This window comes from Arthrobacter sp. StoSoilB19 (assembly GCF_019977275.1).
Classification (GTDB): domain Bacteria; phylum Actinomycetota; class Actinomycetes; order Actinomycetales; family Micrococcaceae; genus Arthrobacter.
Genome location: NZ_AP024650.1, coordinates 1,507,865 through 1,523,180, shown reverse-complemented (window position 1 = coordinate 1,523,180; position 15,316 = coordinate 1,507,865). Strand labels below are relative to the sequence as shown.

The 15,316-nt window shown below is 67.0% G+C and carries 17 protein-coding genes; 8 read left to right on the top strand and 9 right to left on the bottom strand.

All coding sequences use genetic code 11. The features are described from left to right. The first annotated feature begins 47 nt into the window (after positions 1 to 47). Together LDO86_RS07010 and LDO86_RS07005 are read left to right on the top strand one after the other, a co-directional pair. Positions 48 to 452 (top strand): DUF4383 domain-containing protein, encoded by a 405-nt coding sequence (locus tag LDO86_RS07010; protein WP_056389952.1) that lies wholly within the window; start codon positions 48 to 50, stop codon positions 450 to 452. A gap of 2 nt (positions 453 to 454) precedes the next feature. Then, complete coding sequence (locus LDO86_RS07005; RefSeq protein WP_196804799.1) at positions 455 to 1,075, top strand: hypothetical protein; 621 nt, start codon at positions 455 to 457, stop codon at positions 1,073 to 1,075. Positions 1,076 to 1,215: 140 nt separating this feature from the next. On the opposite strand, the gene LDO86_RS07000 is transcribed toward LDO86_RS07005, so the two are convergent. Both LDO86_RS07000 and LDO86_RS06995 read right to left on the bottom strand, forming a co-directional pair. Beyond that, positions 1,216 to 2,832, bottom strand: a complete 1,617-nt coding sequence (locus LDO86_RS07000) for a sodium/solute symporter (protein WP_018771663.1) — start codon at positions 2,830 to 2,832, stop codon at positions 1,216 to 1,218. Next, a complete protein-coding gene (locus LDO86_RS06995; RefSeq protein WP_056389964.1) occupies positions 2,829 to 3,209 on the bottom strand; it encodes a DUF485 domain-containing protein in 381 nt (126 codons plus the stop codon). Before LDO86_RS06995 ends, LDO86_RS07000 begins: the two co-directional genes overlap by 4 nt. A 232-nt stretch (positions 3,210 to 3,441) precedes the next feature. Here LDO86_RS06995 and LDO86_RS06990 point away from each other — a divergent pair, with 232 nt between their 5' ends. The 5 genes from LDO86_RS06990 to LDO86_RS06970 are packed head-to-tail and all read left to right on the top strand — an operon-like array spanning position 3,442 to position 7,954. Then, the gene (locus LDO86_RS06990) at positions 3,442 to 4,623 is read left to right on the top strand and encodes a histidine kinase (RefSeq protein ID WP_224084474.1); all 1,182 of its coding nucleotides are present in this window, start codon (positions 3,442 to 3,444) and stop codon (positions 4,621 to 4,623) included. 33 nt (positions 4,624 to 4,656) lie between these two features. Further along, a complete protein-coding gene (locus LDO86_RS06985; RefSeq protein WP_018771660.1) occupies positions 4,657 to 5,373 on the top strand; it encodes a LytTR family DNA-binding domain-containing protein in 717 nt (238 codons plus the stop codon). Then, positions 5,370 to 5,741, top strand: coding sequence for a membrane protein (locus LDO86_RS06980; protein WP_018771659.1), 372 nt, complete (start codon positions 5,370 to 5,372; stop codon positions 5,739 to 5,741). Before LDO86_RS06985 ends, LDO86_RS06980 begins: the two co-directional genes overlap by 4 nt. A 34-nt stretch (positions 5,742 to 5,775) precedes the next feature. Further along, the gene (locus tag LDO86_RS06975) at positions 5,776 to 7,257 is read left to right on the top strand and encodes a cation acetate symporter (RefSeq protein ID WP_224084399.1); all 1,482 of its coding nucleotides are present in this window, start codon (positions 5,776 to 5,778) and stop codon (positions 7,255 to 7,257) included. 4 nt (positions 7,258 to 7,261) lie between these two features. Further along, positions 7,262 to 7,954, top strand: a complete 693-nt coding sequence (locus LDO86_RS06970) for a hypothetical protein (RefSeq protein ID WP_224084398.1) — start codon at positions 7,262 to 7,264, stop codon at positions 7,952 to 7,954. A 20-nt stretch (positions 7,955 to 7,974) separates the two neighbouring features. On the opposite strand, the gene LDO86_RS06965 is transcribed toward LDO86_RS06970, so the two are convergent. The 6 genes from LDO86_RS06965 to rpsB form a co-directional block, all read right to left on the bottom strand. Then, positions 7,975 to 8,559, bottom strand: coding sequence for a DivIVA domain-containing protein (locus LDO86_RS06965; RefSeq protein WP_018771656.1), 585 nt, complete (start codon positions 8,557 to 8,559; stop codon positions 7,975 to 7,977). A gap of 119 nt (positions 8,560 to 8,678) precedes the next feature. Further along, the gene (locus tag LDO86_RS06960) at positions 8,679 to 9,599 is read right to left on the bottom strand and encodes a phosphatidate cytidylyltransferase (protein ID WP_018771655.1); all 921 of its coding nucleotides are present in this window, start codon (positions 9,597 to 9,599) and stop codon (positions 8,679 to 8,681) included. Further along, entirely contained in the window at positions 9,599 to 10,156 is a 558-nt protein-coding gene (gene frr / locus LDO86_RS06955) for a ribosome recycling factor (RefSeq protein WP_018771654.1), read from the bottom strand. The genes LDO86_RS06960 and frr overlap by 1 nt, the downstream gene beginning before the upstream one ends. A gap of 129 nt (positions 10,157 to 10,285) precedes the next feature. Beyond that, on the bottom strand, positions 10,286 to 11,023 hold the full coding sequence (gene pyrH, locus LDO86_RS06950; protein ID WP_018771653.1) for a UMP kinase: 738 nt from the start codon (positions 11,021 to 11,023) through the stop codon (positions 10,286 to 10,288). Positions 11,024 to 11,157: 134 nt separating this feature from the next. Then, the gene (tsf, locus tag LDO86_RS06945; protein WP_018771652.1) at positions 11,158 to 11,994 is read right to left on the bottom strand and encodes a translation elongation factor Ts; all 837 of its coding nucleotides are present in this window, start codon (positions 11,992 to 11,994) and stop codon (positions 11,158 to 11,160) included. Between the two features lie 128 nt (positions 11,995 to 12,122). Further along, the gene (gene rpsB, locus LDO86_RS06940; protein WP_018771651.1) at positions 12,123 to 12,980 is read right to left on the bottom strand and encodes a 30S ribosomal protein S2; all 858 of its coding nucleotides are present in this window, start codon (positions 12,978 to 12,980) and stop codon (positions 12,123 to 12,125) included. A 458-nt stretch (positions 12,981 to 13,438) separates the two neighbouring features. Between rpsB and LDO86_RS06935 the strand changes: the two genes are divergently transcribed. Next, the gene (locus LDO86_RS06935) at positions 13,439 to 14,035 is read left to right on the top strand and encodes a M23 family metallopeptidase (protein WP_224084397.1); all 597 of its coding nucleotides are present in this window, start codon (positions 13,439 to 13,441) and stop codon (positions 14,033 to 14,035) included. A gap of 69 nt (positions 14,036 to 14,104) precedes the next feature. Here the strand turns inward: LDO86_RS06935 and LDO86_RS06930 are convergent, their stop codons facing one another. Continuing rightward, entirely contained in the window at positions 14,105 to 15,295 is a 1,191-nt protein-coding gene (locus tag LDO86_RS06930) for an acyl-CoA dehydrogenase family protein (protein WP_018771649.1), read from the bottom strand. Positions 15,296 to 15,316: the final 21 nt, after the last annotated feature.

Below are 15,316 nucleotides of genomic sequence, written 5' to 3'. Positions count from 1 at the left end.
GTTTATCCGGCGGGAACTGCTGCCCGCCCTATCGGAAGGAACCGGCCATGCGCAACTCACCCAACCGCCTCGTCGCCACCGTTTTCGGAGCCGTCTACCTGCTGGTGGGCCTCCTGGGCTTCGCTGTCACGTCCGGCGTCGGTTTCGCCGCCACCGAAGGCGCGAACCTCATCATCTTCGAAGTCAATCCGCTGCACAACGTCATCCACCTGGCCATCGGCGCCGCGCTGCTCTTCGCCGGGCTTCGCGGAACGGCCACCGCCCGAACCGTGAACGCCACGGTAGGCGCCGTCTACCTCCTGGTGGGCATCGTGGGTCTGTTCCTGCTCAACTCGCCGCTGAACATCATCGCCCTGAACGGCGCCGACAACGTCCTGCACCTCGCCAGCGCCGTACTCCTCCTCGGCGTGGGCCTGTCGCTGGACAAGTCCCCGGCCACCGCAAGGGCTTAGCCGTGGCGGTCCCGGTACCGGTCCGGCCGATGGCGCCGGACCAGCCAGGCCTGCAGGCGGGCAGTGCTGTTCGACTCGTCACCGGGTTTGCGGGCTTTGGTGCGGGATCGGTCAACCTCGCCATTTCGTCCAGTATCTTTTCGGCAGCAGCGGGACCTGCGGCCACCCCAGCGGTTGCCGCAGGTGTTGCGGCCGGGGCCTGGGGGCTGATGCTGCTCGCCGCTGCCGTGGTGTTCCTGGCAAGGGACCGGCTGCCGGGCGGCCGGAAGTCGCGGTATGTGCTGGCCGGTGCAGCCGCCGTCCACCTGGCCGCGATGGCATCACCTCCCGTTGCCGGCCCGGCCTCGGGCCTCAGCCTGACCCACCTTTCGGCGTTGCTGCTCACGCTGATGATCCTCGCGTCGCTCGGGTGGCTCCAGCGCGAACGGCAGCACCGCGAACCGCGGGTTCCGTCCGCAGGGGCCGGAGGGCGGCCGGGCCGGCTGTTGCTGGGAGCTTTCGCCGGCGCCGTCCTGGTGGCAGGGATTGCGACGCCGGGCCTCGCCGCCTCGACGGCCGGCCAGTACGCCGTCCCGCACGGCGGGCACGGGAACCCGGCGCCGGGCGGCCACCACCAGCACTGAATCCCCCCTTCCGGTAAACCGCGCGGGGGGCGGCAAACGCAAAGAGCCTCCAGGCCGCGGTATGCGGCTGGAGGCTCTTCGCTGTCATGCCGACGCTGCCGGCATATCCACCAGTGGCCAGCTAGTCAGTGGTCCGGCTGTCAGTGGTCCACGGCCTTTTCGGCTCCGATGCCCGTGAGCGAGCGGACTTCCATTTCCGCCTGCTTCGCGGGGTCTTCCGTCCTCTTGTCCAGGGTGGTGCCCAGCCAGCCCAGGAAGAAGGCCAGCGGAATGGACACAATGCCCGGGTTGCTGAGCGGGAAGAGGGCGAAGTTGGCCCCGGGGATCATTGAGGTCTTCGCACCGGAAACCACCGGGGAGAACACGATGAGCAGGATCGCCGCGGCCAGGCCGCCGTACATGCTCCACACGGCGCCCTGGGTGGTGAACTTCCGCCAGAACAGCGAGTAGATGATGGTGGGCAGGTTGGCTGAAGCGGCGACGGCGAAGGCCAGCGCCACCAGGAAGGCAACGTTCTGGCCGTTGGCGAAGATACCGCCCAGGATGGCCAGGATGCCGATTACCACCACGGTGCGCCGGGCCACCCGGACTTCAGTCGCCGCGTCGGCCTTGCCCTTGGCGATGACGTTGGCGTAGATGTCATGCGCAAAGGATGCGGCAGCCGTGATGGTCAGGCCTGCCACCACCGCCAGGATGGTGGCGAAGGCGACAGCGGAGATGAAGCCGAGCAGCAGCGGCCCGCCCAGGTGGAAGGCCAGCAGCGGGGCGGCAGCGTTGACGCCGCCCGGGGCGCCCTTGATGGTGTCCGGACCCACCAGGGCCGCAGCACCGTAGCCCAGCACCAGGGTGAACAGGTAGAACAGGCCGATCAGCCAGATGGACCAGACCACGGACTTGCGCGCTTCCTTGGCCGTGGGCACCGTGTAGAAGCGCATCAGGACGTGCGGCAGGGCTGCCGTGCCCAGGACCAGCGCCAGGCCCAGGGACATGAAGTCCAGCTTGGAGGTCTCGGTCTTGCCGTACTGCAGGCCCGGGTTGAGCACGGCCGGGTTGTTGGCCGTCTCCACCGCGCCGCCCAGCAGGGCGGAAAGGTTGAAGCCGTAGATGGCCAGGACCCACAGGGTCATGACTGCGGCGCCTGCGATCAGCAGCATGGCTTTGATGATCTGGACCCAGGTGGTGCCCTTCATGCCGCCGATCAGGACGTACATGATCATGAGGGCGCCGACGACGACGATCACCAGCGCCTGGCCGCCCCAGTCGCTGATGCCCAGCAGGAGCGAAATCAGGCTTCCCGCACCGGCCATCTGGGCCAGCAGGTAGAAGAAGCAGACGGCCAGGGTGGAGATGGCGGCCGCGATCCGCACCGGGCGCTGCTTCAGCCGGAAGGAGAGCACATCGGCCATGGTGAACTTGCCGGTGTTGCGCAGCAGTTCGGCCACCAGCAGCAGCGCCACCAGCCAGGCCACCAGGAAGCCGATGGAGTACATGAAGCCGTCATAGCCGTTGATGGCGATGGCACCGGTGATGCCCAGGAAGGATGCTGCCGACAGGTAGTCGCCGGCGATGGCGGTGCCGTTCTGCGAGCCCGTGAACGAACGCCCGGCGGCGTAGTAGTCGGCGGCAGTTTTGTTGTTGCGGCTGGCGCGGAACACGATCACCATGGTCACGGCCACGAACAGGCCGAAGATGCCCATGTTCAAAAGGGTGGTTTCCTTGAGGGCGGCAACGTCCACCGCGGCTGGGATTGCGATCATTTGTTGGCTCCGCCCACTCGGTTTCCATTCTTATCGAATTCGTGGCCCTCGATCTCATGCCTGATTTCCGAGGCGATGGGGTCCAGTTTCCGGTTCGAGTAGTGGACGTACCAGCCGGTGATGGCAAAGGTCGAGATGAACTGGAGCAGGCCCAGGATCAGGCCCACGTTGATGTTGCCCCAGACCTTGGTGGACATGAACCCCACCGCGTAGTCGGCGAGCAGAACATAGGCGAAGTACCACAGCAGGAAGGCCACTGCCATGGGGAAGACAAAGCTGCGGTGACGCCTGCGCAATTCCTGGAACTGCCCCGTCGACTGGACCTGCTCGAAGTCCACGGACGCCGCTGCGTCCGGAGTATGGGCATCATTACCCATGATTCCTCCTCATTGAGTTGCCGGTACACACCGGGCGGCAGGCCCTGGGACGAAGGCCCCGGGCTGGGGCTTCGGACAGGGACACTGCGCAGAGGCACTGCACAGGAACACCGCAGATGTGACACCAATCACTCTGCCGCTGCCGGCCTGCCCGTTCCAGAACTTCGCCGCCCACGGTCGCTCAACGGTCGCGATGCTGCGGCAAACGGCACCCGCCGCTACGCTGGGCACCATGCCGGACTCCCCCCTCCTCACCGCTGCGGCCGTTGCGGTGATCGCCATGGCCATTGCCGTCGTCGTCGGCGTGGGCCTGAAGGTGCTCCGCTCCTTCAGGGACCTTGGCACTGACGCCGAGCGCGCCACCTACCACACGCTCCACGCGGCATCCCAGGCCGGGCAGCACCTGCGCCGCGGCCTGAACCCGGCCGGCGCTGCCAAAGCCAGCAGGCAGCTGCGCACCCTCCTGGGCTGCGACGCCCTGGCGATCACGGACACGTCCAGCGTGCTGGCCTGGGACGGGGGCGCCGAGGACATCCGGCCGCACCTGATGGAACTCGCCGCAGGGGTCCTTTCGTCGGGCCGGACCGCTGTCCTCTCCGCAGGTGTGGACGGAACGGGCGGCCGCCTTGCCGGCGTCGTCGCCCCGGTGCGGGCCGGCACCCGAATAGTCGGCGCCGTGGCCGCCTTCGCTCCTTCCGCCGGGGCGGGCCTGGTCAGGGCGACGGGGGAAGTGGCCGACTGGGTGGCGGTGCAGGTGGAGCTCGCGGAACTGGACGCGTCCCGCACCCTGCTGATGGAGGCGGAAGTGCGGGCGCTGCGTGCCCAGATCAGCCCGCACTTCATCTACAACTCACTGAACGCCATCGCGTCGTTCATCAATACGGACCCTGAACGGGCCAGGGAGCTGGTGGTGGAGTTCGCGGACTTCACCCGCTACTCCTTCCGCCGGCACGGCGACTTCACCACCCTCGCAGAGGAGCTTCGCTGCATCGACCGCTACCTGCTGCTGGAACGGGCCCGGTTTGGTGAGCGCGTGCAGGTCAGCCTGCGCATCGCCCCCGAAGTGCTCAGCACCGTCATCCCCTTCCTCAGCCTCCAACCACTGGTCGAGAACGCCGTCCGGCACGGGCTCGAGGCCAAGGCGGGACCCGGTCATATCAGCATCACCGCCGAGGACGCCGGCGCATTCGCGGAAGTCACCATTGAGGACGATGGCGTGGGAATGGACCCGGAGCAGCTCCGGTCGGTGCTGGCGGGGCATGCGGACGGGGACCACGTGGGGCTGCGGAACGTCGATGCCCGCCTCCGGCAGGTGTACGGCAACGACCATGGACTGGTGGTGGAAACCGCGCCCGGTGAGGGAACGCTGATCACCATGCGGGTGCCAAAGTCCCAGCCCGGGCACGATGCGTGAGGCGGCCGCTGCAGCTGGAAGTACCCTAGGAGAATGATTAACGTCCTCGTCGTTGATGATGAGCTGCCCGCCGTTGAGGAACTGGCGTTCCTGCTGGGCAGGGACGAACGCATCGGCAAGGTGCTGCGGGCGACGTCCGGCGCTGAAGCACTCACGGCCCTGTCCGCCGGGAGCATCGACGCCGTCTTCCTGGACATCCATATGCCCGCCGTGTCCGGCCTGGACATCGCCGGCGCCATCGCCCGGAGCAGCAATCCCCCGGCCGTTGTCTTTGTCACCGCCGACGAGGAGCACGCCCTGGCGGCGTTCGAACTCGCCGCCGTGGACTACCTGCTCAAGCCGGTGCGTGCCGAGCGCCTGGCCCGCTCCGTGGGGCGGATCAGTGAACTGCGCGACGGCGGCGCGGCACCGGAGATGATCACGGTTGACCAGGGCGGGACCACCAGGATGATCCGCCGCGACGACGTCACCTACGTCCAGGCGCAGGGGGACTACGCGCGGCTGCACACCGCCGATGCCAGCTACCTCATCCGGGTGCCGCTGGCCGACCTTGAACAGCAATGGGCGGACGCCGGCTTCATCCGCACCCACCGCTCCTACCTGGTGGCACTGAAGCATGTGTCCTCAATGAAGCTGGCGGCCGACGGGCCGCGCGTCACGGTGGCGGGCGCGGGCCTCCCCATCAGCAGGCGGCACCTGCCCACCGTGCGGGAAAGGCTGGAGGCCACCAGGATCAGGCCGCACGCATGAGCCGCGTCCGGGTCACCGCACCGCACGCTTTCCCCCGGTCCCCGGCGCAGGGCGGGCGGCGTTCGCTCGAATCGCGTGAAGCCGCACAGGATTCCGAGGTGGGTCAGGTGTTCGTCCGCTCCCTCATCAGGTCCCAGCTGCGGCTGGCCCTGGTGGTGGCGGGCGGCTTCCTGCTGATCCTTGCCGCTTTCCCGTTGATCCTTGTGGTGGTTCCCGGCCTGGCCGAAACCCGGATCGGCGGCCTCCCGTTCGGCTGGCTCCTGCTGGGGGTTGGGATCTACCCGGTGATCGGGTTGAGCGCCTGGCTGTACGTCAGGACTGCGGCGCGCAACGAGGCCCGCTACCGGGACCTGGCCGGCGAACCATGAACACGCGTTCGCACCACAACCCGGTGAGGTACGGGTGAATGCCGGCGTCGCCATGGCAGCCGTGGCGGTGGTGTCCCTTGCCACGGCCATTATTGGTTTCTACGGGCTGCGGATCTCACGCACCACGGGGGACTTCTACGTTGCCTCGCGCACCGTGCGGCCGTGGTGGAACGCGTCGGCGATCGGCGGCGAGTACCTGTCCGCCGCCAGCTTCCTGGGCGTGGCCGGGCTCATCCTGCTGTCCGGGACCGACGCGCTTTGGTTCCCGGTGGGATACACCGCCGGCTACCTGATGCTGCTGCTCTTCGTCGCCGCGCCGCTGCGGCGTTCGGGCGCCTACACCATCCCGGACTTTACCGAATCACGGCTCTCTTCCAGGACGGTGCGGAGGGTTACCAGCCTGGTGGTGGTTGTGGTGGGGTGGCTGTATATCGTCCCGCAGCTCCACGGAGCGGCCCTGACCATCCACATCGCCACGGGCCTGCCGTCCTGGGTGGGTTCCGTGGCCGTCGTGGTGGTGGTTTGCCTGACGGTGGTGGCCGGCGGAATGCGGTCCATAACCTTTGTCCAGGCGTTCCAGTACTGGCTCAAGCTGACCGCCCTGGCCGTGCCCATCCTGTTCATCATCTTCGTGCTGGCGGGCCACGGGGCCCAGCCGCAGTCCGCGCCGGCGGTCAACCCCACGGACCTGGCACCCGCCGGGCTGTACCAGAACGTGTCCCTGCTGGTGGCCCTGCTGTTCGGCACCCTGGGGCTGCCGCACGTGCTGGTGCGTTTCTACACCAATCCGGACGGGCACTCGGCGCGGCGCACCACCCTGATCGTCCTGGGCCTGCTGTCCGTGTTCTACCTCTTCCCCACGGCCTACGGCCTGGTGGCCCGCATGTACGCACCCGGCCTGGCCCGTTCCGGACAGCCGGACGCCATGGTCCTGCGGCTGCCGGGTGAACTCGTCGGCGGGATGCCCGGGGACCTGCTCTCTGCCCTGGTGGTGGCGGGCGCCTTCGCCGCGTTCCTGTCCACCACGTCGGGCCTGGTGGTGTCGCTTGCCGGCGTCATCAGCCAGGACGTCCTGGGCGGCAGCGTCCGCGGTTTCCGCCTCGCCGCCGTCGTGTCCGCCGTCGTCCCCCTTGGCTTTGCCTTCATGACGGGATCCCTGGCACTGGCCGGCAGCGTGGGCCTGGTCTTCGCCTTCACCGCTTCCACCGTGTGCCCGGTCCTGCTGCTGGGCATCTGGTGGCGCGGCCTGACCGACGCCGGGGCCATCGCCGGCATGCTGACCGGCGGGGCGCTGTGCGGCGGGGCAATGATTGCGGGCTCCGTGGCCGGTTCGGTGCAGACACCCGCGTGGCTCGCGCAGCCTGCGGCGTGGAGCGTGCCTGCCGCCTTCGCCGTCATGGTCATCGTGTCCCGGGCCACCTCCCACCGGGTTCCCGCCACGATGCCGCGGATCATGACCCGCCTCCATACCCCGGAGCGGCCGCTGGCCACCGAACGGGGGCCGGGAGGACAATAACGCCATGTCCACCCAGGACGGCGGTACGTCCGACCAGCATGGTGCAGTTCCGGCCTCCGTGCGTGCGCAGCTGCTCGCCACGGAACACTGGGGCCTGCTGGCATCCCGCAGCACGGCCCAAGGCGAGGTACTGACCCGCATCAGCATGTTCCTCACCTTTACGTCGGCAAGCCTGGTCAGCGTGGCGCTGGTGGGGCAGGCCACGGGGTTTTCGGATGCCTTTGTCCTGCTGGCCGTGGTTATTCTCTTCATCGACGTGGCGATCGGGCTCCTGACCCAGCTCCGGGTCATGAACGTGGCGCACGAGGACCTCATGTACGTCACGGCCATGAACAGGTTGCGGGCTGCCTACGTGGACCTTGATCCGGGAGTGGCACCGTACCTGATGGCTGCGCACCACGACGACGAGGCAGGCTCCCGGCAGACTTACTACTTCTTTGGGGGCAGGGGCAGCTTCAGCCATGTGGCGGGCAGCAGCATGATCTTCATGGCGACGGCGAACGCCGCCTTGATTGCCATCCTTTCGGGCCTGCTGGTGACTCTGGCCGGAGCGGGTATGGCGGCAGCCATTGTGGCGGGCGCCGCATGCGGTGCAGGGTTCCTCGGCGTGGCCGCCGTGAAGGGGTACAGGGGCTATCGCGATGTATGGCGTCGTTTTGCGCCGCTCTCCCCCACTCCGCCGCGGGACCGGGAATAGCGGCTGCGGGGCGTGGCCCGTCAGTCGATGGCAGCCATCAGTTCGACGACGCGGTCCAGGAAGGCATCCACTTGGGATTCCTCGTAGCCATCCTGGCCAACCGCCGGGCGGAAGACTGCGCGGCGCACGCTGTCCACGCTCAACGGCTTGTCCTGTTCGAGGTAGGCGACAAGTTCGTGGCACAGCCGGTCGACGTCGGCCGTGTTGTAACTGCGGGCCTTCTTCTTGGTGGGCCGGCGGAAGCGGTCACCGTCCGGCCGGTGCAGCCGTCCCCGGAGGATGCCGGAGAGGCTTCCGATCTCGCGCAGCCAGGCTTCCTCGCCCTGGGCCGCGATGAGCTCATCCCGTTCCCGGCGGGCGAAGGCGTCCTCCAGCCGGTCCAGTGCGGCGTCCACGACGGCCGCGGAGTAGCCGCCCTTGACGGGGTCGAAGGACACGGCCCTGACATCGGCGCTGTTGACGGGGTCGGTGGCGGCATGGGGTGTTTCCAGCGAGACCCGCGCCCGCTGCAGGAACTCGTCCACCTGCTTGGCGTTGTACCCGTACTCACTGCGCTGCACGCGCTCAAAGGACGCAGGGATTTGCCGATGAATGTCCAATGCCACTTCGATTCCTTCAATGCTCTTCAGCCGTAGTGCTTCCGCACCAGTCTAGGATGCCGGGGTTGCTTCAGCCGCCCGGGCCCTTTTTATGTCGGACGCCCGGTTGTGCCGGGACTGATGGGTTATGCGCCGGCCACGAGCCCGTACAGGATGAAGGCCACGGGCGAGGCGAAGACGATGGAGTCCAGCCTGTCCATGACTCCCCCGTGTCCGGGCAGGATGCTGCTCATGTCCTTGACGCCCAGTTCACGCTTGACCATGGATTCGCCAAGGTCACCGGCGGTGGCCGCGGCAACGGTTCCCACCGCCAGCACCACCCCTACCCACCAGGGCTTGTCCAGCACGAAGATGGCCGCCAGCACGCCGATCAGCATGGCGCCCGCCGCGGACCCTGCGAATCCCTCCCAGGATTTCTTGGGGCTGATCTTCGGCGCCATGGGGTGCTTGCCGATGGACGCGCCCACCAGGTAGCCGAACGTGTCGTTGGAGACCACCAGCAGCAGCATGACGGCAATCTCCCACGCACCGATGGGGGCGGCGCCGCCGGGCCAAAGCCCCAGCGGCGTGGTACCGGCGGCATGCAGCGGCAGTGCCGCGAAGCTGATGAAGAACGGTACCCAGCCCAGCGTGAAGACACCGGCGAAAATGCTGTTGGCCGATCCGGCGGCGCTTTCGATCGACCGCCACAGCAGGACTGCCACGGCGCTGAGGAGCAGGGCAAACAGTTGGCTCTCGATGCCGCCGAAGTAGGCGGCGAAAGGCAAGGCCACCGTGCCGGTCATGACCGGCACGATGGGCATCCTGGTCCCGTTGTGCTCCAACGCCCGGTAGATCTCCCACACGCCAAAAACGGCGAAGGCCGCGACGATGGCTACGAAAGCCAGCGGGATGAACAGCAGGCCGCCCAGGACGGCCAGCAGCATCGCCAGGCCCACCACGACGGCGGCGGGCAGGTTCCGCCCGGCCTTTGGCGTCGGGTTGCTCCTGGGCTGCTTCCCCCGTGTGCGCGCCCTGGGTGCGGGGGCCTGATCTGCCTGGCCCATCAGACTTCGAGCAGCTCTGCTTCCTTGCGCTTGAGCAGCTCGTCGATGCCGTCCACGTGTGCCTTGGTGAGGCTGTCCAGTTCCTTTTCGGCGCGGGTGCCTTCGTCTTCGCCGGCCTCGCCGTCCTTCACCAGGCGGTCAAGGGTCTCCTTTGCCTTGCGGCGGATGTTGCGGATGGAGATCTTGGCGTCTTCGCCCTTGGTCTTGACGATCTTGACGTATTCCTTGCGGCGTTCCTTGGTCAGCTCCGGGATGGTGATCCGGATGACGTTGCCGTCGTTGGACGGGTTGGCGCCGACCTCGGAATCGCTCAGTGCGCGTTCGATGTCGCGCATGGCGGACTTGTCGAACGGGGTGATCAGGATGGTCCGGGCGTCCGGGATGGCGAAGGAGGCCAGCTGCTGCAGCGGGGTGGGAGAGCCGTAGTAGTCCACCAGGACCTTGTTGTAGAGGCCGGGATTGGCGCGACCGGTACGAATGGAGGCGAAGTCTTCCTTGGCTACCTCAACCGCCTTGTCCATCTTCTCTTCGGCCTCAAGCAAGGTATCTTCGATCACGGTCTCTCCTGACGGTTCTGGTGCAGTCCGGGGCGCCGGTTCCCTGCACTCACGTGGTTCTTTGTTGCCGTTTCCGTCCCCGCCGGGAGGGGCGGGGACGGAACTGTCCTGGAATCATCCTAGCCGGAGCTAGGCAGTGACCAGCGTGCCCAGCTTTTCGCCGAGGATGGCGCGGGTGACGTTGCCTTCACCCTCCATGCCGAAGACCACCATGGAGAGGTTGTTGTCCTTGCACATGGTCATGGCCGTCTGGTCCATGACGCGGATGTCGCGGCGCAGCGCATCGTCGTAGCTCAGGGTCTCCAGGCGTTCCGCGGTGGGGTCCTTCTTGGGGTCTGCGGTGTACACGGCGTCCACCCCGCTCTTGGCCATGAGGACCACGTCGGCATGCACCTCCAGGGCCCGCTGGGCTGCCACGGTGTCGGTGGAGAAGTAGGGCAGGCCGGCGCCGGCGCCGAAGATGACCACGCGGCCCTTCTCCATGTGGCGGATGGCACGGCGCGGAATGTAGGCCTCGGCCACCTGGCCCATGGTGATGGCACTCTGGACGCGGGTTTCCACGCCCGCCTGCTCCAGGAAATCCTGCAGTGCAAGGCAATTCATGACCGTGCCCAGCATGCCCATGTAGTCGGCGCGGGATCGGTCCATGCCGCTCTGGGACAGTTCGGCGCCGCGGAAGAAGTTACCGCCGCCCACCACGATGGCCACTTCCACCTGCGGGACGGCCGCCGCAATCTGCTTGGCGACGTCGCGGACGGTCTCGGGGTCGACACCGAGTTTCCCGCCGCCGAAGACCTCGCCGGAAAGCTTCAGGAGGACCCGCCGCTTGTTCTTCTCGGAATGGATGACAGTGTTGACGGCTTCCATGATGCCTTCCCGTTGATGACTCTGAAAAAAGGGTATCCTGCCGGATCCTGTGGTCGGAACCGGCCGCGCTCCATGTGGACTGCGCGCATGCAAAAGGGGCGGCCACCGAAGTGGCCACCCCCTTGCGGAATCGACTAGGAGCCGACGCGGAAACGCGTGAACGCGGTTCCCTTGACACCGGCCTCTTCGAGGATCTGTGCCACGGACTTCTTTGCGTCCTTCGCGAATGCCTGGTCAACCAGGACCTCGCCCTTGTAGAAGCCCGTCACGCGGCCTTCCACAATCTTGGTGAGGGCAGCTTCGGGCTTGCCTTCGGCCTTGGCGGTCTCCTCGGCAATGCGGCGCTCGGACTCAACGAGTTCGGCAGGAACGTCCTCACGGGTGAGGTAGTTCGGAGCCATGGCGGCGATGTGCACGGCGACGTCGTGGGCGGCGGTGGCGGCGGCTTCGCCTTCACCGTCGACAGCGAACAGGACGCCAACCTGGGCCGGGAGGTCCTTGGAGGTCTTGTGCAGGTAAGCGTCAACCGTTGCACCCTCGATGCGGGAGATGCGGCGGACAACAACCTTCTCGCCCAGGACTGCGCCCTCTTCGATGACGACCTCGGACAGCGGCTTGCCGTCGACCTCGGTGGCCAGCAGGGTTTCGAGGTCGGCGGCGCCGGACTCGACGGCGACGGCCAGGACCTTGTCGGCCAGCTGGATGAACTTGTCAGCCTTGGCAACGAAGTCGGTCTCGCAGTTGACCTCGATCATGACGCCGACGCCATTGCTGACCTTGGCGGCCACGAGGCCTTCAGCGGTGGAGCGGCCTTCGCGCTTGGTAGCGCCCTTGAGGCCCTTGATGCGGATGATCTCGATGGCCTTCTCGGCGTCACCGTTGGCTTCGTCAAGAGCCTTCTTGACGTCCATCATGCCGGCGCCGGTGCGCTCGCGCAGGGCCTTGATGTCCGCGGCAGTGTAGTTCGCCATGTGAACCCCTCTGTCTAGAAAATGTGTGGTGGTGTACGGACCGACAGGACGGCGGCCCACAAGGTGGGCTGCCATCCTGTCAGCAGTTCCGGCTGCGGACAGCGCGGAAAATCCGGATTTAAGTTGTGTTACTTGGCGTCTTCGGCGGGAGCCTCGGCGGCGGCCGGAGCTTCGGCTTCTTCAGCCGGAGCAGCGGGGGCTGCAGCAGCTTCCTCGGCCTTGCTGCCTTCGAGGAGCTCGCGCTCCCACTCAGCCAGCGGCTCTTCCGGAGCTTCGGTGGCGCCCGTGCCGCGGTTGTTGCGGGCGATCAGGCCCTCGGCAACGGCGTCGGCGACAACGCGGGTCAGGAGGTTCACGGAGCGGATGGCGTCGTCGTTGCCCGGGATCGGGAAGTCGACTTCGTCCGGATCGCAGTTGGTGTCCAGGATGGCCACAACCGGGATGTTCAGCTTCTTGGCCTCGTCAACGGCGAGGTGTTCCTTCTTGGTGTCCACGACCCAGAGCAGGGACGGAGCCTTGGTCAGGTTGCGGATACCGCCCAGGTTGGACTCCAGCTTGGTGAGCTCGCGCTTGAGGAGCAGCAGCTCCTTCTTGGTGTACGCGGAGCCGGCGACGTCGTCGAAGTCGATCTCTTCGAGTTCCTTCATGCGCTGGATGCGCTTGGCGACGGTCTGGAAGTTGGTCAGCATACCGCCGAGCCAACGCTGGTTGACGTAGGGCTGGCCCACGCGGGTGGCCTGCTCGGCAATTGCTTCCTGGGCCTGCTTCTTGGTGCCGACGAAGAGCACGGTGCCGCCGTGGGCAACAGTGGCCTTGACGAACTCGTAGGCACGGTCGATGTAGGACAGCGACTGCTGAAGGTCGATGATGTAGATGCCGTTGCGCTCGGTGAAGATGAAGCGCTTCATCTTCGGGTTCCAACGGCGGGTCTGGTGTCCAAAGTGGACGCCGCTGTCAAGCAGCTGGCGCATGGTTACGACGGGCATTCCGACGCTCCTTATTTTCCGGCAGGTCATTCATGAGAAAACCCGGAGGCTTCTTACCCTGCCAATAGTTGACGGTTGATTAGCGTGGCCCGGGCGGGCCGTGCTCCTGGCATCCACCGCCCTTCCCATCAGGACCAAAGCCTGACCGCAGGAAGCGCAGTCCTCCGTGCACGACACCGGGGCGTCGGCAGCCGGAGGGCTGGATGCGCGTAGTCAGCCGCCGCTCCCCCACACTTCTGAATGAGATGTGCCGACGCAATCCGGACAGGGGCATGTACCGCGGGGGTAAACCACTGGGACGGGAAGCGTTGAGGGCGCAGCAAACTGCTCCATCAAGTGTACTACAGGCGTCCCCTTCCACCGGACACCCGGCGCTGCCGGCGCACGCCGCCAGGTGGTTGTCCACATAGGCGGAAAATGCCCTGCCGGTACCACGCGCGGCCGGGCAGGCTGGTCCCATGAAACCACCGGTGCTCCTGGCCGCACTCCTGCTGTTGCCTGCGTCCGTGGCCTCGCCCGGCCCGGCCCTGCCGTCCGGCGCTGGCACACTCCAGGCAGCCACACTCCAGGCATCCACCCGCGCGGCAACCATCCACAGGGACAGAACGACGGCGGCTGCCGCGGCGGGTGCAGCACCTTCCTGGCAGTGGCCGCTGGCACCGCGCCCGCCTGTGCTGCGCGGTTTCAATCCCCCGCCAAAGCCCTGGCTCAGCGGCCACCGGGGCGTTGACCTGGGTTTCGCCGTGGCCGGGGCTCCCGTCACGTCCCCCGCGGCGGGAACGGTGGGCTTCGTGGGGGTCGTGGTGGACCGGCCCGTGATCACCATCGACCATGGCGGTGGACTGCGGAGCAGTTTCGAACCCGTGGAGAGCACCCTGGCAGTCGGGGCCACCGTAACTGCGGGCCAGGTGGTGGGGGCCGTGCTGCCGGGACACTGCCCGGCGGCGCAGTGCCTTCACTGGGGAGTCCGGGACGGAGAGGACTACGTCAATCCGCTGCAGTTCGTCCTGGACCTTCGCCCGTCCATCCTGCTTCCGCTGCCAGGCCCGCCGTGACCTGCAGTCCCGTCGGGGGCGGCGGGTCGGTGGCGGCCAGGCGGTGGGGTCGCACCTTGGGAATGCCGGCTAGACGATGGCCGAGATGCCCGTGATGGCCCGCCCGGTGACCAGCGTGTTGATCTCGGCTGTGCCCTCGTAGGAGTAGATGGCCTCGGCGTCGGCGAAGATCTTGGCCATCTCGAAGTCGGTCACGATTCCGTTGCCGCCAAGGATGCTGCGGCCCAGCGCCACGCTGTCCCGCATGCGCGCCGTGGCGAAAGCCTTGGCCAGCGCCGACTGTTCGTCCCTTGCCGCGCCCTCGTCCTCCAGCTGTGACAACCGGACCATCATCCCTGTCGAACTGACGGTGTTGCCCAGGATCCGGACCAGCTGGTCCTGGATGAGCTGGAAGGAAGCCAGGGGGCGGCCGAACTGGTGGCGCTCCACGGCATAGCGGCGGGCAACGTCGAACGCGGCCAGCTGGAGACCAACGGCCTGCCAGGCGACTGACAGGCGGGTGGCCTTGAGTACTTTGTTGACGTCCCGGAAACTGTTGGCGTTGGCCAGTTTGAAGCGTTCCGGGACCACCACGTCCGCCAGGACAATGTCGGCGTTTTGGACGGTGCGCAGGGAGATCTTGTTCTCGATCTTCGTCGCGCTGAACCCGTCAAGCGTGGTGTCCACCATGAAGCCCTTGACCTGGTTGTCCGCCACGTCCCGGGCGTACACCACCACCCAGTCGGAAAAGGTGGCGTTGCCGATCCACCGTTTTGCCCCGTTGAGGATCCAGTTGCCTCCGTCTTTCCGCGCCGTGGTGCGCGTTCCGCCGGCAACATCGCTGCCGCCCAGCGGCTCGGTCAGGCCGAAGGCACCGATCTTCTTCAGCGAGTAGATGTCGGGAAGCCACGCGTCCTTCTGCTCCTGGGACGCCAGCAGCTCGATGGAACCGGTGAACAGCCCGTCGTGCACGCCCAGGAATGTGGCGATGGAGGCGTCGGCACGGGTGACCTCGGCGTGCAGCATGCCGGCGAAGAGGTTGGAGTACCCCTGCCGGCGGACGGGGCTGACCAGGTCCAGGCCGGCAAGCTTCGGCACCAGGTCCGCGGGGAACTCACCGCGGTTCCAGCAGTCCACCGCGATGGGCCTGACCTCACGTGCCAGGAAGTCGCGGACCTCGGCGAGGCGGTCCTGTTCCTTGCCGGAGAGAAGCTGTTCGAAGGCAAAGAAATCCCCGTCGGCGTAGGGAAGTTCGTGGGGATCGGCTGCGGAGCTGGCCATGGGTACCTTCTTTGGTGATCA